Source organism: Phenylobacterium sp. CCH9-H3 (genome assembly GCF_001557235.1).
Taxonomy (GTDB): domain Bacteria; phylum Pseudomonadota; class Alphaproteobacteria; order Caulobacterales; family Caulobacteraceae; genus Phenylobacterium.
Map to the genome: position 1 here is coordinate 1 of NZ_LSJI01000277.1, position 19908 is coordinate 19908.

At 69.9% G+C, this 19908-nt stretch carries 20 protein-coding genes and 1 tRNA gene; 13 read left to right on the top strand and 8 right to left on the bottom strand.

Annotated features, from left to right (window positions below; genetic code table 11):
* The 3 genes from AX721_RS24630 to ssb form a co-directional block, all read left to right on the top strand.
* On the top strand, window positions 1-594 hold a 594-nt coding region (locus AX721_RS24630), incomplete at its 5' end, for a hypothetical protein (protein WP_068878609.1).
* Between the two features lie 10 nt (window positions 595-604).
* Complete coding sequence (locus tag AX721_RS24635) at window positions 605-985, top strand: hypothetical protein (protein ID WP_068878610.1); 381 nt, start codon at window positions 605-607, stop codon at window positions 983-985.
* Window positions 986-1152: 167 nt separating this feature from the next.
* Window positions 1153-1629 (top strand): single-stranded DNA-binding protein, encoded by a 477-nt coding sequence (gene ssb / locus AX721_RS24640; protein WP_068878611.1) that lies wholly within the window; start codon window positions 1153-1155, stop codon window positions 1627-1629.
* Window positions 1630-1660: 31 nt separating this feature from the next.
* On the opposite strand, the gene AX721_RS24645 is transcribed toward ssb, so the two are convergent.
* From AX721_RS24645 to AX721_RS24655, 3 genes are all read right to left on the bottom strand, one after another.
* A complete protein-coding gene (locus AX721_RS24645) occupies window positions 1661-3361 on the bottom strand; it encodes a tetratricopeptide repeat protein (protein ID WP_068878612.1) in 1701 nt (566 codons plus the stop codon).
* Between the two features lie 65 nt (window positions 3362-3426).
* Complete coding sequence (locus tag AX721_RS24650; protein WP_068878613.1) at window positions 3427-4218, bottom strand: tryptophan 2,3-dioxygenase; 792 nt, start codon at window positions 4216-4218, stop codon at window positions 3427-3429.
* Window positions 4219-4252: 34 nt separating this feature from the next.
* Window positions 4253-5116 carry a LysR family transcriptional regulator gene (locus AX721_RS24655; RefSeq protein ID WP_068878614.1) on the bottom strand — a complete coding sequence of 288 codons (864 nt, stop codon included), beginning with the start codon at window positions 5114-5116 and terminating at the stop codon, window positions 4253-4255.
* Between the two features lie 121 nt (window positions 5117-5237).
* Here AX721_RS24655 and AX721_RS24660 point away from each other — a divergent pair, with 121 nt between their 5' ends.
* Together AX721_RS24660 and AX721_RS24665 are read left to right on the top strand one after the other, a co-directional pair.
* On the top strand, window positions 5238-5735 hold the full coding sequence (locus tag AX721_RS24660) for a GNAT family N-acetyltransferase (RefSeq protein ID WP_082765676.1): 498 nt from the start codon (window positions 5238-5240) through the stop codon (window positions 5733-5735).
* A gap of 11 nt (window positions 5736-5746) precedes the next feature.
* The gene (locus AX721_RS24665; RefSeq protein ID WP_082765675.1) at window positions 5747-7135 is read left to right on the top strand and encodes a sodium-dependent transporter; all 1389 of its coding nucleotides are present in this window, start codon (window positions 5747-5749) and stop codon (window positions 7133-7135) included.
* 2 nt (window positions 7136-7137) lie between these two features.
* Here the strand turns inward: AX721_RS24665 and AX721_RS24670 are convergent, their stop codons facing one another.
* The 3 genes from AX721_RS24670 to AX721_RS24680 form a co-directional block, all read right to left on the bottom strand.
* The gene (locus AX721_RS24670; protein WP_068878616.1) at window positions 7138-7593 is read right to left on the bottom strand and encodes a DUF3617 family protein; all 456 of its coding nucleotides are present in this window, start codon (window positions 7591-7593) and stop codon (window positions 7138-7140) included.
* 62 nt (window positions 7594-7655) lie between these two features.
* The gene (locus AX721_RS24675) at window positions 7656-8744 is read right to left on the bottom strand and encodes a 2OG-Fe(II) oxygenase (RefSeq protein WP_068878617.1); all 1089 of its coding nucleotides are present in this window, start codon (window positions 8742-8744) and stop codon (window positions 7656-7658) included.
* Window positions 8741-9778: a 2OG-Fe(II) oxygenase gene (locus AX721_RS24680; RefSeq protein WP_068878618.1), complete on the bottom strand. Its 1038-nt coding sequence runs from the start codon at window positions 9776-9778 to the stop codon at window positions 8741-8743. Before AX721_RS24680 ends, AX721_RS24675 begins: the two co-directional genes overlap by 4 nt.
* Window positions 9779-9942: 164 nt before the next feature.
* Between AX721_RS24680 and gyrA the strand changes: the two genes are divergently transcribed.
* From gyrA to tgt, 7 genes are all read left to right on the top strand, one after another.
* Window positions 9943-12735: a DNA gyrase subunit A gene (gene gyrA, locus AX721_RS24685; protein WP_068878619.1), complete on the top strand. Its 2793-nt coding sequence runs from the start codon at window positions 9943-9945 to the stop codon at window positions 12733-12735.
* A gap of 138 nt (window positions 12736-12873) precedes the next feature.
* Window positions 12874-13368, top strand: a complete 495-nt coding sequence (coaD, locus tag AX721_RS24690) for a pantetheine-phosphate adenylyltransferase (protein WP_068878620.1) — start codon at window positions 12874-12876, stop codon at window positions 13366-13368.
* A 39-nt stretch (window positions 13369-13407) separates the two neighbouring features.
* A complete protein-coding gene (locus AX721_RS24695; protein ID WP_068878621.1) occupies window positions 13408-14274 on the top strand; it encodes a peptidylprolyl isomerase in 867 nt (288 codons plus the stop codon).
* Window positions 14271-14735 carry a peptidylprolyl isomerase gene (locus AX721_RS24700; protein ID WP_068878622.1) on the top strand — a complete coding sequence of 155 codons (465 nt, stop codon included), beginning with the start codon at window positions 14271-14273 and terminating at the stop codon, window positions 14733-14735. The genes AX721_RS24695 and AX721_RS24700 overlap by 4 nt, the downstream gene beginning before the upstream one ends.
* 6 nt (window positions 14736-14741) lie before the next feature.
* Window positions 14742-15173 carry a hypothetical protein gene (locus AX721_RS24705; protein ID WP_068878623.1) on the top strand — a complete coding sequence of 144 codons (432 nt, stop codon included), beginning with the start codon at window positions 14742-14744 and terminating at the stop codon, window positions 15171-15173.
* Between the two features lie 35 nt (window positions 15174-15208).
* A complete protein-coding gene (queA, locus tag AX721_RS24710; RefSeq protein ID WP_068878626.1) occupies window positions 15209-16285 on the top strand; it encodes a tRNA preQ1(34) S-adenosylmethionine ribosyltransferase-isomerase QueA in 1077 nt (358 codons plus the stop codon).
* Window positions 16285-17418, top strand: a complete 1134-nt coding sequence (gene tgt, locus AX721_RS24715) for a tRNA guanosine(34) transglycosylase Tgt (protein WP_068878624.1) — start codon at window positions 16285-16287, stop codon at window positions 17416-17418. The genes queA and tgt overlap by 1 nt, the downstream gene beginning before the upstream one ends.
* Here the strand turns inward: tgt and AX721_RS24720 are convergent.
* Window positions 17393-18085 (bottom strand): hypothetical protein, encoded by a 693-nt coding sequence (locus AX721_RS24720; RefSeq protein WP_197422710.1) that lies wholly within the window; start codon window positions 18083-18085, stop codon window positions 17393-17395. The genes tgt and AX721_RS24720 overlap by 26 nt on opposite strands.
* A gap of 126 nt (window positions 18086-18211) precedes the next feature.
* Here AX721_RS24720 and AX721_RS24725 point away from each other — a divergent pair.
* Window positions 18212-18286: transfer RNA gene (locus tag AX721_RS24725), tRNA-Lys, on the top strand.
* Between the two features lie 120 nt (window positions 18287-18406).
* Here the strand turns inward: AX721_RS24725 and AX721_RS24730 are convergent.
* On the bottom strand, window positions 18407-19908 hold a 1502-nt coding region (locus AX721_RS24730; RefSeq protein WP_082769887.1), incomplete at its 5' end, for a copper-translocating P-type ATPase.

Below are 19908 nucleotides of genomic sequence, written 5' to 3' on the forward strand. Positions count from 1 at the left end.
GCCCTCCGACGCGGGCCCACCCCGGCCCCGCCCGCGTCGGAGGGCGGGCTGGTGATCGATTCCAGCGGAGCGGAAGACAACCGGATCGATCCGGGCAAGCCGCTGCGCTGTTTCGTCCAGGGCCAGTTCGTCGGCGAACTCAGCCTGACCGATTGCGCCCGCCGCAACGGCGTGGCCACAGACGCCCTGGACGTGGGCCTGGATGAGACGGGCGCCCTGGCCGCGGCGCAACAGGCGGGCGCCCAGCTCATCCCGTTGCCCCCGGCGGAGGAGGTGGCGCCGTCCGACACCGAGGAGTCCTCGCTGCCGCCGGCGGAGGCGCAAGGTCCCGACGTTCAGGCTACGGCGGCCGGAACCTGCTGGCGTCACGGGGGAGGGCGCTGGCGGCGCGTGTCGGAGGACGGCGATCTCAACGCCTGCGTCCAGACGCTGTTCGCGGGCCGCTGCGAGCGGCCGGGCGGGGCGACCTATGGGCGGTTCGGGACCCAGACCCTGCGTCTGGTCGCGGGGAAGGTCGAGATCTCGGACGACAACCGCGCCTTCCGCACCCTGGCGCCCCAGGCTCCGGATTGCAGTCTGCCGCCGGTGGGGTAGGTTCGCGGCCATGTCCGCGAAACCGCTGCTCGTCCTCGCCGTCGCCGCCCTGGCGCTCTCCGCCTGCGCGAAGAAGACCACACCGCCGGGCGACGCCGGGATCTGTTACCACGTTGTCCCGCAGAAGGACGGCTCGCTGAAGTACAACAAGCTGGTCCAGGCAGCGAGCCTAGAGCAGTGCGCGGCCAATCTCGAGGCCATGCGGATCAAGTTCCTGACCCTGGGCGGCAACCAGCAGGAGATCTATGGCGCCTACCAGGCGAATTTCCTGTTCCTGGTGAAGGAGGGCGTGATGACCTCCACCTCGCTGGAGGGACCGCGCTACGTCGCCCTGGTGCGGACGGGCGATGGCCGGCTGGCGATCCCGGGCGCGATGCCGCAAACGCCCTGACCGGGGCCAATCTGCTGTGGACGGGTTCCGCGGGGCAGGAACGTAAGCGGAACATTCGGGTTGATGCCGTTTCCGTGACGCGCTAGCGTCGCCCGCTGCGAACCTTTCTGGCGCGCTCAACGACGGGCACCGGCCCGCCTTCTACGGAAACCAAGGAACACATCGACATGGCGGGCAGCGTCAACAAAGTCATCCTGGTGGGCAATCTGGGCGCCGACCCCGAGATCCGCTCGCTGGGCTCGGGCGACCGGGTCGCCAACCTTCGCGTCGCCACGTCGGAAACCTGGCGCGACCGCAATTCCGGCGAGCGCAAGGAAAAGACCGAGTGGCACCGGGTGGTGATCTTCAACGAGAACCTCGTGAAGGTGGCCGAGAACTATCTGCGCAAGGGCGCCAAGGTCTACATCGAGGGTAGCCTGCAGACCCGCAAATGGGCCGACCAATCCGGCCAGGAGAAGTTTTCCACCGAGGTGGTGCTGCAGAAGTTCCGTGGCGAACTGACCATGCTGGACGGCCGCGGCGGCGACGCCGAACAGGGCGAAGGCGGCGGCTACGGCGGCGGCTTCTCCTCCGGCCCGCGGCCGTCCAGCTCCGCCCCCCGCGAAGACTTCTCCGCCAACCTGGACGACGAGATTCCGTTTTAGAGCGCAGCTCCCCTTGGGATCAGAACGGCGGTCAGGTCCTCGTGGAGCTGGCCGCCTTCTTCGTTTGCGGGGGCGGGAATTCGGTGCGCAGCGCCGCGCCGACGTCGGCCATCACGGTCGCCCAGTCGTACGATTGCTCACCGGCGAAGACCCGGGCCTGGGGATACCAGGGATAGCCGCCAGAGCCGAGCCGTGGCCAGGCGTCGGGCGTGGTGATCAGCCAGGTCGGCGCGCCGACGGCGGCGGCGACGTTGGTCGTGGCGGTGGCCGGTCCGATCACCAGGTCCAGCGCCCTGCATAGCGCGGCCAACTCGTCGAGGTCCGTGCGCAGATCCAGGCCGGGGAGGGCGCGGATGTCGCCGTGCAGGGTCTCGGCGATGACGCGCAACTCGTCCTTGCAGTCGCCGATCTGCAGGTTGATGAAGGTCACGCCGGGGGCGCTGAACACCGGCTCCCAGAGGTCGAGCGGCGGATAGAATTTCTGGCGCTGCGAGGTCATCACCAGGCTCCGCCAGATCACGCCCACCTTCGGCCCGGGCCCGGCGCCCGCGAGCTCGGCTTTCCAATGGTCGATGCGCCGGGGATCCGCCTTAAGGAAGCCGCCCGTCCGTTTCGGGAAGTCATCCAGCTCGCGTCGATGGCTGCAGAGGAAGTCGCCCATGCGGACCCAGGTCTCGTAGGCGTCCGGCGACAGGTCCGGCGCGTCCCGGATGGTCCGGCCGCCCTCTCGGCGGGTGTCGTGCGCCACCACCTGGGCCGCCTCGAAGGAACGCTGGAAGAGCGTGACCAGCCGGGGTTCCACGGCGATCAACAACCGGCCCGCCTCGCCGATCTCGCGCGCCACGTCGGTGAGGACGTTCGCGAAGAGGATTTCATCGCCCAGCCCCTGTTCCCCGACCACCAGGACCCGCCGCCCGGCCAGAGGCTCCCCCGGTGTCCAGGCCGGCGCGGCGAAGAGGTGATGCACATAGTCCGGATAGGCCTCCTGGTTCCGGACGGCGTAGGCGTCCCAGCCGGTGCCGATGTCGCCCGCGGCCAGCAGCAGATTGGACCTGGCGTACCGGTACATGGCCCCCTGGGCGAGGCTGTCGGCGCCGAGGGCGATCGCCCGTTCGCAGTCGTCGAGGGCGCCCCGGAAGTCGGCGACGGCGCGTCGGGCGTTGGCCCGGTTGAAGTGGGCCGTGTGCAGATCGCCCTGCAGCCGGATCGCCTCGTCGAAGAAGACCAGCGACTGGCCCGCCTGCCCGGACTCGAAGATCACGCACCCCAGGGTGTTCCACAGCAGAGCCGACGCCGGATTGGCGGTGATGGCGCCGCGAAGCAGGTCGATCGCCTCGGGGAAGCGGGACTGCTCGCAATAGGCGTAGGCCAGGTCGTTGACGATCTCCACCGAGGCCGGGTCCTGCTGGCGGGCGCGCAACAGGAACCTCTCCGCGAGTTGCGGCAGGCGCAGGAGGCTGGCCAGGCGGGCGATGTCGCGGGCGAGGCCAGCCTCGTTCGGCGCGATCGCCAGGGCGTTTTCGTAGGCGTCCAGGGCGGCGGCATAGTCCCCGAGCTTTTCCTGGAAGACCGCGAGCAGGCGCCAGGCCTGGCCGTTCGCGGCGTCGGCCCCCGCGGCCTCCGCGGCGAGCCTGGCGGCCAGGGCGAAGTCCTTCCTGCGGTCGGCGTCGACGGCGCGGCGAAGGAGATCGGCCGCCCTCCGGCGCCCGGCTTGGGAAAGGTCGCGGGTCACGGGCGTCGCCCTCCAGGGATGCGAGACCAGGGTTGGCGGATTCGATTAAGGCTTGTCGAACGCGCCTAGAGCCGTGTCCGCAGCGACCAGAGCTCGGGGAAACAGCGGCGCTGCAACGTGCGCTGGAGGTAGGGCGCGCCCTCGCTGCCGCCAGTGCCGCGCTTGCCCCCGATGATCCGCTCGACGGTGAGCACGTGCTTGTGGCGCCAGGTCAGCAGGGCGTCGTCGAGGTCCACCAGCTTCTCGGCCAGCTGATAGAGCTCCCAATAGCGCCGGGTGTCGCGATAGACCGCCAGCCAGGCGTCTTCCACGGCGGGATGGGGCGCGTAGGGCTGGGTCACGTCGCGCTCCAGCACCTCGGCGGGGACCTCCAGGCCGTGGGCCGCAAGGCGATGAATGGCGTCGTCGTAGAGGCTGGGCGCCTCGAGCGCGGCCTTCAGGGTCGTCAGCGCCTCGCTGCCCTCGTCCTGGAACGCCAGGAACGAGGCGTCCTTGAGGCCGAGGAGGTACTCAAGCGTCCGGAACTGCCAGGACTGGAAGCCCGAACTGGTCCCGAGCCCGGCCCGGAAGCTGAGGTAGTCGGACGGGGTCATGGTGGCCAGGACGTCCCACGACAGGGTCATGATCGTCTGGATCCGCGAGACCCGGGCCAGGGCCTTGTAGGCCGGCTCCACCTCCTGCGAGCGGATCAGGCGCTTGGCCAGCCGCACCTCGTGGATGATCTCCTTCAGCCACAGCTCCTTCGTCTGGTGGATGACGATGAAGAGCATCTCGTCGTGGCGGTCGGTGGTGGGGTGCTGGGCGGTGAGCAGCCGGTCGAGGCCCAGGTAGCCGGCATAGGTGATGGTGTCGGTCATCTTGGGCGTGAGCAACGCGCGGCCGGGCGGCGAGTCAAGCCGCGGCCCAGGCCTTGCCCCGCTCCACCCACCGCTCGGCCAGCCACTCGCCGGCCGGCGGCAGTCGCCGCCGTCCCCGCCGCAGCCGGACCCGGAGCGGCGGCAGGGGCAGGAAGCCGTCCGCCTCCGTCAGCTCCCGCATCCCGGGGAAGGCGCGCGACTCCGGCAGCGGCGCGACCACCGCCCCGGACATGACGGCCGCCCGGACCGCTCGCTCGTTGTTGGCGGACAGCGCGATCCGGTAGGGTCGGGCGGCCTGGCGCAGAAGTTCCTGGGCCAGCCGCCGGTAGACGCTTCCTTCCACCATGAGGGCGACCGGGAGAGGCGTGAGCTCCAGCGCCGGGCACGTTGCCGCGCACGCCCACAGGCCGCGCTCGAGGTGGACCATTTCCCCCCGCGCGTCCCCGCCGAGCTGGAACTCGGTGACCAGCGCCAGGTCAACCGCGCCTTCCTCCAGCCGGCGAAGGAGCAGGCGCGAGCCCTCGGTGACGATGCGCAGGTTGGTGTCGGGGAAGCGCGCCATCAGCTCGCCCATCAGCGGCGCAAGCACGGTCGGCAGGTAGGTGTCCGGCAGGCCCACGGCCAGCGAACTCGGCGCGCGCTCGCTCATCATGGCGTCGAAGGCCGCGTCGTGGGCTTCGAGGATCTCGCGCGCATGCATCAGCAGCACCTCGCCGCTGGCCGTCAGCTGCACGCCCTGGGCGCTGCGCTGGAGAAGCCGATGGCCGGCCGCCGCCTCCAGACGGTGCATCTGCATGCTGACGGCGGACGGCGTGCGCCCGACGATTTTGGCCGCGGCGGTGAAACTGCCGGACTCGACGATGGCGACGAAGGTGCGGAGCAGATCGGGCTCGAACATGATTCAAATCTGTTGAAGTACGATTTCAGATCTATTCGCTCGTAACAGTCTTGTTGTCTCGCCAAAAGAGCCGCCCGCAGCCGCGGAGGTTGCGGCTTCCCTACAAACCAGGGCGAGATAGATGAGGGATCTTGATCTTCGGCGCGCGACATGCGCCGACCAGCCGGCCTTGCAGGCGCTCCAGTCGAACTCGGTCGTTCATGTGGCCGGCGTCCACTACAGCGGCGAGCAGGTCGACGCCTTCCTTCGCGATGCAAAGGCGGCGGTCCGCGATGTCCTCAGCCGGGCGCGTCTATGGGTCCTGGCCGACGGCGACTGCCTCGTCGCGAGCGCCGGATGGCAGCGCACCCGCGCCCGCGACGTGGTCGAGCTGCGTTCGGTCTATGTCCGCAACGGCTGGACCCGGCGGGGGCTGGCGGGCCGCCTGCTGGACTGGGTCGAACGCGACGCTGCGAAGGTCGGCGCGCGCCACGCACGCCTGCACGCCATGCGCGGCTCGGAGCCGTTCTACGCCGCCCGCGGCTATGCGCCGGTCGGCGAAGTGACGTTCGACCTGGGCGGGGTGCCGTTTCCCGGCCTGACCATGGCCAAGCCCCTGGCGGCGGACGCGCGGACCTGAGGACGGCGATCATGAGCACGGTGCAGGCCGCCGCGGGCGGCGAGCGGAATCGCGGGCGCGCGGCGGAGGGAGTCGGGCAGTGGTCCTCCGGCGTCGCCTTCATAGCGGCGGCGGTGGGATCCGCCGTCGGCCTCGGCAGCATCTGGAAGTTCCCCTACATCGTGGGGGCGAACGGCGGCGGGGCCTTCGTGCTCGTCTACCTCGCTTTCGTCGCCGCTGTCGGGGTCCCCCTGATGACGGCGGAGCTGGCGCTGGGCCGACGGGGCGGTCCGACTGTGATCCGTAGCCTGGGCATCGCCGCCGGGCGCCTGGGCACGCGCTGGAACGTGCTCGGCTGGCTGAGCATCGTCGCCGCCTTCGTGATCCTGTCCTTCTACAGCGTGGTCGCCGGCTGGGCGCTGGCCTATGCGGTGCGCGCTTCCGTCGGCGGGCTGGCGGGGATGACGGCCGAGGCGAGCGGGGCGGCGTTCGACGCCCTTCTGGCCGATCCGGCGCAGATGATCGGCTGGCACAGCCTGTTCATCGCGGCGACCGCCATGATCGTCGTTCCGGGCGTCAGCGCGGGGATCGAGCGCGCCGTCCGCTGGCTGATGCCGATCTTCGCCGTGCTGCTGCTGGGTCTGGCGCTCTATGCGGCGGCCGTCGGCGACGTCGCTCGGACGGTCAGGTTCCTGTTCGCGCCGGACTTCGCGGCCCTGACGCCGGCGGCCACGCTCTCCGCCGCGGGCCATGCGTTCTTCACCCTGTCGTTGGGCATGGGGGCGATGATCGCCTATGGCGGCTATCTGGCGTCCGGGGAGTCGATCCCGAAGACGGCGGCCTGGGTGGCCGGCGCCGACACAGTCTGCTCCCTGGCGGCCGGCTTCGCCATCTTCCCGATCGTCTTCGCCTACGGACTGGATCCCGCGGAGGGGCCGGGTCTGGTGTTCGTGACCTTGCCGGTGGCCTTCGCCGGCATGCCGGGCGGCGCGCTCGTGGCTTTCGCCTTCTTCGCCCTGCTGGTCATCGCGGCGTTGGCGTCCGCGGTGTCGGTGCTGGAGCCCTTGGTGGCCGCCACCGGCGCAGGCGGCCCCGGCCCGGCCCGCACGCGGCGGACCTGGGCCATCGCCGGCGGGGCCTGGGCGCTGGGGCTGGCGTCGGTGTTCTCGTTCAACCTCTGGGCCGGAGTGCGGGTCCCGGGCCTGGGACTCAACCTGTTCGACAGCCTGAACCTGCTGACCGCCGAGGTCGGCCTGCCGCTGGTCGGCGTCGGCATCGCGATCTTCGTCGGGTGGGTGGCCCCCCTGGCGCTTCCGCAGAGCGAGTTCGACACGCCCATGGGGCGCCGGGTCTGGCTGTTCCTGGTGCGCTTCGTGGCGCCGGCGGTGGTGGCCCTCGTCCTGTTCGACGCCCTGAACTGAGCCTAGTTCGCCGCCGCCGGGGGGGTGGGCTCGGGCGGCGGGCAGGCGTCGGCGATCCGGCGGGCTTCGGTGGAAGCCTTGCCGGCGATGTCCAGGCCCAGGAACTCGGTGGCGATCTCGGCGGTGAGGTTGAAGCTGGTCGGGGTGTACGAGCCGGAGCCCTGGACCGCGACCTTACGCCCCTTCTTGCTGACGCAGGTCCCCTTGAGGGTGATCCGCCCGCCCGAGAACACCTTGGTCGGGTAGGTGCAGGCGTAGTGGCGGTTCGACGGGCCGGCCAGGAACTTGTCCACATCGGCCGGGGTGATGCAGCGCTTCTCGGTCTTGCTCTGCTTGATGGGCGACAGCAGCCGGTTGGTGGACTCCCAGTAGCCGGGCAGGATCGTCGTGGCGGCCTGGACCGCGCCGGCCGGCGCCAGCGCGGCGAGGGCGATCAGAAGGGCGGGGGCGGCTTTCATGTGGCGGCGGACTCTACGGCTGATTTCGGCGCCAGGGTGACCGGCGCCGGATGAACCAGGGCTTAGCGCGCGTCGGCGGGCTGGGGCGTACGGGATTCCATCAACGCCAGGTTCCGCTCGCGGATGCGCTGGCCCTCTTCGTCGTAGAGAAAGGGCAGGAAGGCGTAGCGGCGGCCGCGGGTGACCGGCGTGGCCTCGTGCAGGAGGTTGCAATTGAACACGACCGCCCCGCCGGTGGGCGGACGGTACGTCCGGCCCCCGAACTCGGGAAAGCGCAGGTCCCCGCCCTCGTATTCGCCGGCGTTGAGGTTGATCGAGCAGGCAAAGCGGCGGTGCGCCGTGGCGAGGCTCTGATTGTCGCGGTGCGCGTGGAAATAACCGCCTTCCTCCGCGTCGTAGCAGGACACGATGTAGCGCTCGATGCGGGTGGCGTGGAACTGGAAGGTGCGGCGGACCATGGGCGTAATGGCGCGCTGGATGCCCGCGATGATCTCGGCCCGCAGGTCTGCGTCGTCCTTGAGGTTGACGTCGCGGCGCTTCTTCATGCCGTCCATGACCCCGACGGTGCGCCCGTCCACGTCCCGCATGACGCCGGAAGGCTCGCCCCCGCGCGACTCGTAGAGATCGATCAGCCGACGGCAGAACTCCGGCTCGAAGACCCGCGGCACGATCAGGACCGGGGCGACGAGCGGGGTTCCGGCGTAAGCGTCGAGCGGCGGCAGGCCCGCGACGATGGGGTCGAACACCGCCTCGGGGCGGTCGATGGGCGCCCGGGCCACCAGGCGGCTGGCCGGATCCAGCAGCAGCCACGCGCTTTCCTCCGGATCCAGATGGAAGAGCGGCGCGATCCGGTCGTCGGGATCGAAGAACCAGCGCTGACCCGGCGCATGGTCCGGCGGGATCGCGTCGCTCTCGGGCTCGCGCGCCACGAAGAAGGCGGCCAGGAAGCGCCCCTCGAAGCGCGGCGTGAGAGGCTCCACGGCGGCGATGGCGGCGGCGCGGGCCGCGGGATCGCGGGGCATGAAGGCCAGCAGCACGTGCCGCCCGGCGACCGTGCTGAAGTGGAAGGCCGGGTTGGCGCGGCTGACCGCGGCGAACTGCGGCGCCATGTCGCCGATGCTGAGGGGCGGCAAGGCCCAACGACCGCTCATATGGCGGCGCCTTCGGCGCGCGCCACCTCGGCCTGGTAGGCGCGCAAGGTGGCCGCCCCCGCCGGGTCGTAGAAGAAGGGCAGGAAGGCGTAGCGGCGCCCGGCGGTGACCGGCCGCGCCTCGTGCATCATGGCGCAGGAGAAGACCACGGCGCCGCCGGGCGGCGGACGATAGGTGGCGGAGCCGTATTCGAGGAAGCGCAGGTCGCCGCCTTCGAAGCCGTCGTTCAGGTTGATGGAGCAGGCGAACTTGCGGTGGGCGGTGCCGCGGGTGGTGTTGTCGCGATGGGGGTGGAACACGCCGCCGTCGCCGGCGTCGTAGCAGCTTACGAGGTAGCGCTCGATCTCCGTCACCGTGAACCCGAGCCCTCGGAGGATCATCGGGTAAAGGCGCCGCTCCAGCCGCTCGCGAAGGGCGGCCTGCAGCTCGGGATTGCGGATCCAGAGGTCGCGCCGCTTCTTCAGCTCGTCCATGACCGGCACGGTGCGGCCGTCGACGTCGCGCATGACCCCGGTGAATTCCCCGCCGTCCGCCTGGTGCATCTCGATCAGAGCCTCGCAAAGCTCGGGCTCGAGGACGCGCGGCACGATCAGGACCGGCGCGTGCAGGAGCGTTCCGGCATGGTCGGCGGGGGCGGGCAGGGCGGCGACGCGGGCCAGCATCGCCTCGGCCGCCTCCACGGGCGCCGTGGCCATGACCCGCAGCGTCGGGTCGAGCAGCAGCCAGTGCGGCTGGGGGCCATAGTGGCGGGTGATCGATCCGTCCGCGTCCAGCATCCAGCGCAGGCCGCGCGTGTCCCGCAGGCCGGCCGCCATGGCGGGATCGCGGTACACCACCAGGGCGCAGGCCTTCACCTCGTCGAACAGACGCTGGTTCGCCGCAAGCGCCCGGAGCGCCATCAGCCGGGGTTCGGGTTCACCCGGCAGAAACAGCACCAGCACATAGCGTCCGGCGGTCGTGTCGAAGGCGAATTCCGGGTTGGAGGGCGTCGGGGCGGTGAACCACGGCGCATTCTGGCCAAAGGCGAGCGGCATGCGGCCAGCCTAAAGCCTCGAACGGCCGAGGTCATCAGCCTAGGCCTTAGCCCTCGCGTACGCGCGTGTACGCACATGCGTGCGCGTGAAGTGGCGTCCGGCGCTTGGGGGTGCTAACTGGAGCCCCTATCTAACCAGTCCGATTCGAACGGTTTTTCCCTCCCTTGACCGACGACAGCACCTCAACCCCGCCCGAACACGGCCCGGGGGGCATCGCCCCTATCGCCATCGAAGACGAGCTGAAGCGCTCGTACCTCGACTACGCCATGAGCGTGATCGTCAGCCGCGCCCTGCCGGACGTGCGCGACGGTCTGAAGCCCGTGCACCGGCGGATCCTGTTTTCCATGGGCGAGCAGGGGCACACGCCTGACCGCAGCTATGTGAAGTCGGCCCGCGTCGTCGGTGACGTGATGGGTAAGTATCACCCGCACGGCGACGTCGCGATCTACGACACCTTGGTGCGCCTGGCGCAGCCGTTCTCGATGAGCCTGCTGCTGATCGATGGCCAGGGGAACTTCGGCTCGGTGGACAACGATCCGCCGGCGGCCATGCGCTACACCGAAAGCCGCATGACGCGGGCCGCCATGGCCATCCTGGCCGACCTCGACAAGGACACGGTCGACTTCAAGGACAACTACGACGGCTCCGAACAGGAGCCGGTTGTCCTGCCGTCGCGCATCCCGAACCTGCTGGTGAACGGCGCCGGCGGCATCGCGGTGGGCATGGCGACCAACATCCCGCCGCACAACCTGGGCGAAGTGGTCGACGCCTGCCTCGCCTATATCGACGATCCCGAAATCGGCCTGGACGCGCTGCTCGACATCGTCCCGGGCCCCGACTTCCCCACGGGCGGTCAGATCGTGGGCCGCACCGGCCCCCGCACGGCGCTCATGACCGGCCGCGGTTCGGTGATCATGCGCGGCATCGCGTCTGTCGAAGAGATTCGAAAAGACCGGGAAGCCATCATCATCACGGCGATTCCGTACCAGGTGAACAAGGCTGCGCTGGTCGAGCGCATCGCCGAGCTGGTGCGCGAGAAACGGGTCGAGGGGGTAGCCGACCTGCGCGACGAGAGCGACCGCCAGGGCATGCGCATCGTCATCGAGATGAAGCGCGACGCCTCGGCCGACGTCCTGCTGAACCAGCTCTACCGCTTCACGCCGCTGCAGACCTCGTTCGGGGTCAACATGCTGGCGCTGAACCGCGGCCGGCCCGAGCAGATGGGCCTGCGCGAGATGATCACCGCCTTCGTGGAGTTCCGCGAAGAGGTGGTGGTCCGCCGCACCAAGTTCGAGCTGTCCAAGGCCCGCGACCGCGGCCACGTCTTGGTGGGCCTCGCCATCGCCGTGGCCAATATCGACGAGTTCATCCACATCATCCGCTCGTCCAAGGATCCGACCGAGGCGCGCGAGCGTCTGGTGGCCCGGGACTGGCCGGCGGGCGACATGCTGCCGCTGGTCGAGCTGATCGCCGACCCGCGTACGCTCGTCATCGGCGGCAACGAGATCCGGCTCACCGACGAGCAGGCCCGCGCCATCCTGGCGCTGACCCTGTCGCGCCTGACCGGCCTGGGCCGCGACGAGATCTTCGGCGAGGCGCGCGAGCTGGCCGAGATGATCCGAGGACACCTCGAGATCCTGGCCTCGCGCGAGAAGATCATGGGCATCGTCCGCGAGGAGCTGGTGGCGGTGAGGGACGCCTTCGCCGTGCCGCGCCGAACCGAGATCATCGACGGCGACGCCGATGTCGAGGACGAGGATCTGATCGCCCGCGAGGACATGGTCATCACCGTGACCCACGGCGGCTATGTGAAGCGCACGCCGCTCAGCCTCTACCGGACCCAGCACCGGGGCGGGAAGGGGCGCTCGGGCATGGCGACCAAGGAGGAGGACGCCGTCACCCGGGTGTTCTCCGCCAACACCCACACGCCGATGCTGTTCTTCTCGTCGGGCGGCAAGGCCTACCAGCTCAAGGTGTGGCGCCTGCCCGTGGGCACGCCCACCTCCCGCGGCAAGGCGTTCGTCAACCTACTGCCCATCGAGCCGGGCGAGAGCATCACTTCGATCCTGCCGCTGCCCGAAGACGAGGCGACGTGGGATCAGTACGACGTGATGTTCGCGACCCGGTCGGGGAACGTCCGCCGCAACAAGCTCAGCGACTTCATCGGCATCAAGCGTAACGGCAAGATCGCCATGAAGCTGGACGAGGGCGACCAGATCATCGGCGTCGGCGTCTGCAACGCCGAGCAGAACGATATTCTGCTTACCACGGCGCTGGGCCGCTGCATCCGCTTCGCCACGGAAGAGGTCCGGGTCTTCGCCGGCCGCGACTCCACCGGCGTGCGCGGGATCCGTCTGGCCGAGGGCGACAGCGTCATCTCCATGGCCATCCTGCGCGCCGTGCCGGCCACGCCGGCCGAGCGCGCGGCCTACCTCAAGCACGCCAAGCTCATGCGGGCGGCGACGGATGGGGAGGACGGCGACGACACGGCCACGGTCGAGGAGGACGACGCCGAAGGCGGCGAGGACCAGGTCAGCCTGAGCCCCGACCGCATCGCCGAACTGGGCGCGGCCGAGGAGATCATCCTGACCGTCTCCACCGAAGGCTTCGGCAAGCGGACTTCGGCCTACGAGTTCCGGCGCACCGGCCGGGGCGGCCAGGGCCTGCTGGCCCAGGATCTCACCAAGCGCGGCGGTCGCCTGGCCGCGTCGTTCCCGGTGGACGAGGCCGACGAGATCCTGCTGGTCACGGATCAGGGCCAGCTCATCCGCACCCGGGTGGGTCAGGTCCGGCTGGCGGGCCGCAACACCCAGGGCGTCACGATCTTCCGGACCAGCGCCTCCGAGCATGTGGTCTCGGTCGAGCGTCTTGCGGACCAGGGCGAGGACGATGTCGAGGTCGCGGCCCCCGACGCCGGCGATGACGGCGCCGCCGCGCCGGAGACCGGACAGGAATAGTCCTGCGCGCGAAACCCTGGATCACTATCCAGGGTTTCGCATGTCTGGCCCTCACCCTGCGGCAGGTCGATTTCCGCTTGCCATCCGCGCGCTCGGCGGCGAAAGGGCGGAGGTCGAGTTGGGGGGATCCTGAACCGCATGACCCGCGTCGGACTCTATCCGGGTACGTTCGATCCCATCCATAACGGGCACACCGACATCATGGGCCGCGCCGCCAAACTGGTGGACAAGCTGGTCATCGGCGTCGCCATCAACGCCGGCAAGGGTCCGCTCTTCTCGCTCGACGAGCGGGTCGCGATCGTCGAGGAGGCCGTCGATCCCCTGCGCAATCAGTGCGAGATCGTGGTCCAGCCCTTCGAGGGCCTGACCATGCACTTCGCCCGCGAGGTCGGCGCCAGTGTCATCGTGCGCGGCCTGCGCGCCGTGGCCGACTTCGAGTTCGAGTTCCAGATGACCGCCATGAACCAGCAGCTCGACCGCGAGATCGAGACCGTGTTCTTCATGGCCGATCCCCGCCACCAGGCCATCGCCTCCAAGCTCGTCAAGGAGATCGCGGTGCTGGGCGGGGAGGTGACCAAGTTCGTCAGCCCCTCCGTCAAGGAGCGGCTGATGGAAAAGGTGGGCCGCGCCTAATCGCTGGCGGACCGGCGGCGACCTCGCTACGAGAGCGCCATGACGTTCAAGTCCGTCCTGCTCGCCGCGGCGTTCGCGGCCCTCGCGACCACGGCATATGCTCAGAAGGCCCCGGCCGCGCCACAGCCGGCCGCGCCCGCGGCGCCGACCGCCGCCGACTGGCGCACGCCCAATCCCGACGACGTGCTGGTGATCGACACCAACAAGGGCCGAATCATCGTCGAGCTGGTCCCCGAGGTCGCTCCGCTGTGGACCACGCGCCTCCGCGAGCTCGCCCGCGAGCACTTCTACGACGGCCACACCTTCTTCCGGGTCATCGAGGACTTCATGGCCCAGACGGGCGACCCGGAGAACCGCGGCACCGGCGGCTCGACCAAGCCGGACGTGAAGGCCGAGTTCCAGTTCCGCCGCGGGCCCGAGACGCCCTTCGCCCTGGTGGCCGACCAGAGCGTGGCGGAGGTGGGGTTCATCAAGTCGCTGCCTGTGACCACCCAGTCGATGATGCTGGCTCCACTCACCCGCGACGGGAAGATCTCCGGCTACGGGCTGTTCTGCCCCGGCGTAGGCGGCGCGGCGCGTGGCGAGGCCGAGGATTCGGCCAACAGCCAGTTCTTCCTGATGCGCGCGCACTATCCGATGCTGGAGCGGCGCTATACCGCCTGGGGCCGCGTGATCTCGGGGCTGGACGTGGTGCGCGCCATCAAGGTCGGCGAGCCCGTGCCGGAACCGCAGGACCGCATGGAACGCCTGCGCCTGCTGAGCGATATGCCTGAGAAAGACCGGCCGAAGATCCGCGTGATCGATCCGGCCGGACCGTGGTTCAAGGCCGAGATCGCCCGGGCAAAGGCCGCGGGCGGCGCAAACTTCACGGCCTGTGACGTGAACATCCCTGTCGAGGTGAAATGATGGACGCCGAAAACACCCTTCTGCTGGAGCTGGAAACCGGCCCCGTGACGATCAAGCTGCGGCCGGATCTCGCGCCCCAGCACGTGGCCCGCATCAAGGAACTGGCCCGCGAAGGCTTCTACGACGGCGTGGTCTTCCACCGCGTGATCCCGGGCTTCATGGCCCAGGGCGGAGATCCGACCGGCACGGGCACCAGCGGCTCGAACAAGCCGAACCTGCCGGCCGAGTTCTCCAAGGAGCCGCACGTGCGCGGCGTCTGCTCCATGGCCCGCACCGCCAACCCGAACTCGGCCAACAGCCAGTTCTTCATCTGCTTCGATGACGCCCGTTTCCTCGACGGCCAGTACACCGTCTGGGGCGAGGTGACCGAGGGCATGGAGCACGTGGACTCGCTGCCGAAGGGCGAGCCGCCGCGCAACCCGGGCAAGATCGTCTCGGCCAAGGTCGCCGCGGACGCCTAAAAGCCCATGGCCGCGCGCCTGAAGGTGTTCGTCACGTCGGACGGTCTGACCGACTACGTCGTGGCGACCACCTCCAGGCCGAAGGCGCTGGAGGCCTGGGGCAGTCATCAGGATCTGTTCAAGACGGGCCTCGCCCACGAGACCGACGAGGCGGCCCTCGTGAAGGCCGCGACCGCCCAGCCTGGCCAGGTTCTGCGCCGGGCGGCGGGGTCGCGCGCCACGCTGGAGAAACTCAAGCCTGCGAAGCCGCCGAAGCCCGCGGGGCCCTCCAAGGCGGCGCTGAAGAAGGTGGCGGACCTTGAGGCCAAGCTCGCAGAAGCGGATGAGGCCTATGCCCGGGAGGTCGCCGACCTGGAGGCCCGCCATGCCAAGACGCGAGCGCGTTTGGAGGCGTCCCTGGCCAAGGCGCGGGAGGGGCTGACGCCGCGCCGATCTTGACGCGCGCGCCCGCGCATGCGCTTCACCCGCCCTTCATGCAGCTTGCCGACTTCGATTTCGACCTGCCGGAGGACCGGATCGCCCTGCGACCCGCCAGTCCTCGGGATTCGGCGCGCCTGCTGCTGGTCCAACCGGGAGAGGCGTTCCACGACCTCCAGGTCCGGGACCTGCCGGACCTGCTCCGGGCCGGCGACGTCCTGGTGGTCAACGACACCCGCGTGATCCCGGCGCGGCTCAAGGGCGTCCGTGTGCGCGGCGACAGCCGCATCGCCGTCGAGGCGACCCTGCACCAGCCGAAGTCCGGCCATGTCTGGACCGCCTTCATGCGGCCGGGGAAGAAGCTTGCGCCCGGCGACCGGCTGCGCTTCGGGGAGGCCGACGACCGCGCCTGCTTCCTCGGGAACCTCGACGCCACGGTGCAGGCGAAGGGGGAGGGCGGCGAAGTCACCTTGGCCTTCGACCTGTCCGGCCCCGACCTGATGGCCGCGATCGCCGAACGCGGGATGATGCCGCTGCCGCCCTACATCGCGGCGAAGCGCGGCGAGGACGAGCAGGATCGGGCCGACTACCAGACGGTCTATGCCGCTGAGGACGGTTCGGTGGCCGCGCCCACCGCCGGCCTGCACTTCACGCCCGAGCTGCTGGCGCGGCTTGAGACCCTGGGCGTGGGGTTCGAGCGCGTGACCCTGCATGTGGGGGCCGGGACCTTCCTGCCCGTGAAGACCGAAGACCTCTCCGAACACAAGATGCATGCCGAGTGGGGCGAGATCGACGCCGCCACCGCCGGGCGCCTGAACGCCGCGCGCGCCGCCGGCGGCCGGATCGTCTGCGTCGGCACCACCTCGCTGCGCCTTCTGGAGAGCGCCGCCGATCCCGATGGGACGATCCGGCCGTTCGCCGCCGAGACGGCCATCTTCATCACCCCCGGGTACCGCTTTCGGGCGGCCGACGGACTGATGACCAACTTCCACCTGCCGAAATCGACGCTGTTCATGCTGGTCTCGGCCTTCGCAGGGCTCGACACGATGCGCGCCGCCTATGCCCACGCCATCGCGACGGGCTATCGCTTCTATTCCTACGGCGACTCCAGCCTGCTCTGGCGAGCGGCCTGATGGCCGGCTTCCCGTTCGCCATCGCCGCCACCGACGGCAAGGCCCGCACCGGCGTGCTCTCCACGCCCCGCGGGGACATCCGCACGCCGGCCTTCATGCCTGTAGGGACCGCCGGGACGGTGAAGGCGCTGACGGTGGATCAGGTGGCCGCCACCGGCGCGGATATCATCCTGGGCAACACCTATCACCTCATGCTCCGCCCGACGGCCGAACGGGTGAAGCGGATGGGCGGCCTGCACCGCTTCATGCGCTGGGAGAAGCCGATCCTGACCGACTCCGGCGGCTTCCAGGTCATGTCTCTGGGCAAGATCTCCAAAGTCACGGAAGAGGCGGTGACCTTCCAGAGCCACATCGACGGCAGCCGCCACGCGCTCTCGCCGGAGCGATCGATGGAGATCCAGGCCGATCTGCTGGGGTCCGACATCGTGATGCAGCTGGATGAACTGGTGGCGCTTCCGGCCACACCGGAGCGGGCCGCCGAGGCGATGCGGCGTTCTGCGCGCTGGGGACAACGTTCAAAGAACGCGTTCGGCGAACGGGATGTGCAGAACCTGTTCGGCATCCAACAGGGCGGTCTCGACCCGGTCCTGCGCCGGGAGTCCGCCGAGAGGCTGCAGGAGATCCGCTTCGACGGCTACGCCATCGGGGGCCTGGCCGTGGGCGAGGGGCACCAGGCCATGTGCGAGGCGCTGGACTTCGCGCCAGACATGCTTCCGGCCGAGCGGCCCCGCTACCTGATGGGGGTCGGCAAGCCGATCGACATCGTGGAAGCCGTCTACCGCGGCGTCGACATGTTCGACTGCGTCCTGCCCACACGCTCCGGTCGCCACGGCCAGGCCTGGACCTGGGACGGCCCGATCAATCTGAAGAACGCCCGGTTCGCCGAGGACGATTCCCCGCTCGACGCGGCCAGCGACGTGCCCGCCAGCCGGGACTACGCCAAGGCCTACCTCCACCATCTGGTGAAGTCTGACGAGATCCTGGGCCAGGTCCTGCTGTCGTGGCACAACCTGGCCTTCTTCCAGGCGCTGATGAGCCAGATGCGGGCTGCGATCGCAGGCGGGACCCTGGGCGCATTCAGAGCGGCCTTCGCCGCGCGCCAGCGCGTCAGCGGATCGGATATTTCGGCGTAAGCCCGCTCTTGGCCGGCGGGCGTTTGGCCGCCGTAGCCTGCTTCGTCGCGGCCCGCTCGTGCGACGGCGTGGCCGGTGGGAGGCATCCCTTGGACTCACCCAAACCCTTGAGGTAGGCGCGCCGAACGTTGCCGGCGACGATGGCGGACTGCACGAGCTTGTCGTGGGCCTCGGCGCCGGAGAGCTTGCGCACGAAGCCACGGAAGGGAATCGCGTCCGACGCCAGGTCGGCGGCCGCGCCCAGGGCTGTGGACTTGCCGCGATCCATCAGGTTTTCGTCGCCCACCGGGACGCGGTCGAGGTCGGGACCCAGGGCCTCATCGAGGGGCCGGATCAGCGCGGCGAGGGCGGAACACTTGAAGCTGCGCGGCGGCCGGGCATACGGGTCGTCCAACGCCTGCAGCAGCACCTCCGGAATCTTGGCCCGCACCATGTTGAGGTCGCGCAGCGGCGCCGTGGCGGCCCCCTCGACGCTCCCGCGCTTCAGATCGTCGGAGGTCTTCACCCTGTTGGCGGGATCGGGCGGGGGCGGCGGCGGCGGAAGTGGGGCAGTCACCGCGCGCTTTGGAGCCGCCTTGGCGGCGGGCCGGGTCTGGGCCGCCGCGCCCCCGGCCAGGCTGGCGACTGCGATGATGGCGACGATCAGGCGGAAGGGGCTCGTGCGCATGTCGACACAATACGCTCGTCGCTGGCGCTGTTAAGCGTTTGCCGCGAAACCCGGTTTGACTTTCGCTCGCCGCCCTCTAGGTTCCGCCCGCTTCGCCCGGACGTCCGAACCAGACGCCCGCGTCGGGGGCCGGTAGCTCAGTGGTAGAGCATTCGACTTTTAATCGAATGGTCGTGAGTTCGAACCTCACCCGGCCTACCAAATTTCGGGGCGAGCACGATCGCCTCGACTTGGGTGGCGCATATCCGTGTTGTCCGGACCGACAGGGCGGCGTTAGGTCGGCGATCTTCGCGGCCGGTCCCGCCGCCTCAGCCGACCCCGCTAGAGCTTAACGTCCCTCAGACGCAAAGCGTTGGTGACGACGCTGACGCTCGACAGCGCCATGGCCGCCGCCGCGATCGCCGGGGAGAGCAGCCAGCCGAAGGCGGGATAGAGCACGCCCGCCGCCACCGGCACGCCGGCGGCGTTATAGATGAAGGCGAAGAACAGGTTCTGGCGGATGTTGCGCATCACTGCGCGGGACAGCCGCCGCGCCTTGACGATCCCCTTTAGGTCGCCCTTCAGCAGGGTCACTCCGGCGCTTTCGATGGCCACGTCGGACCCGGCGCCCATGGCGATCCCCACTTCGGCGGCGGCCAGCGCCGGGGCGTCGTTCACGCCGTCGCCCGCCATGGCCACCTTGCGGCCTTCGGCCCGGAACTTCTGCACCACCGCGGCCTTGTCCTGGGGCAGGACCTCCGCCTCCACCTCGTCGATGCCGAGCTTGCGCGCCACGGCCAGCGCCGTCGTCCGGTTGTCGCCGGTCATCATGACGAGCCGCACGCCGTCAGCCTTCAGGAGGCGCACGGCCTCCGGCGTGGTGGGCTTGATCGGGTCCGCGATGGCGAACACCGCCGCGGCCTGGCCGTCCGCCGCCATGAAGATCGCCGTCGCGCCGTCAGCGCGCAGCGACTCGGCCTCAGCCTCGAGGCCGCCGGTGTCGACCCCTTGTTCCTTCAGGAACTTGTCCGATCCGAGCGCCAGGCGCCGGCCGTCGACCGACCCCAGGACGCCCCTGCCCACGGGCGAATCGAAGCCTGTCGGCTCCGACAGCCTGAGCCCGCGATCGGCCGCGGCGCGGAGGATGGCGTCGGCCAGGGGATGCTCGCTGCCGCGCTCGAGGCTGGCGGCCAGTCGAACCACATCCGCCTCGTCCCATCCCGGGGCCGGCGCGATGGCCGTCACCGCCGGCCGTCCCTCGGTAAGGGTTCCGGTCTTGTCGACCACCAGGGTGTCGATCTTCTCGAACCGCTCCAGGGCCTCGGCGTTCTTGATCAGCACGCCGGCCCCTGCGCCGCGGCCCACGCCCACCATGATCGAAATCGGCGTCGCCAGGCCCAGGGCGCAGGGGCAGGCGATGATCAGGACCGAAACGGCCGCCACGAGGCCGAAGGCGAACCGCGGCTCGGGGCCGAAGACGGCCCAGCTCACGAACGCCAGCACGGCGACGAGGATCACGATCGGAACGAACCAGCCCGATACTTGGTCGGCCATCCGCTGGATGGGCGCGCGCGAGCGTTGCGCCTGGGCCACCATGTGCACGATCTGCGAGAGCAGGGTGTCGGCGCCGACCTTCTCGGCGCGCATCACGAACGAGCCGGTCCTGTTGATGGAGCCGCCCACCACCTTGTCGCCGGCCTCCTTGGTCACCGGCATGGACTCCCCGGTGACCATGGACTCGTCGATCGAGGCCCGGCCGTCCACGACTTCGCCATCGACCGGCGCCTTCTCGCCTGGCCGCACGCGCAACTGGTCCCCCACCAGGATCTGGTCGAGCGTGACCT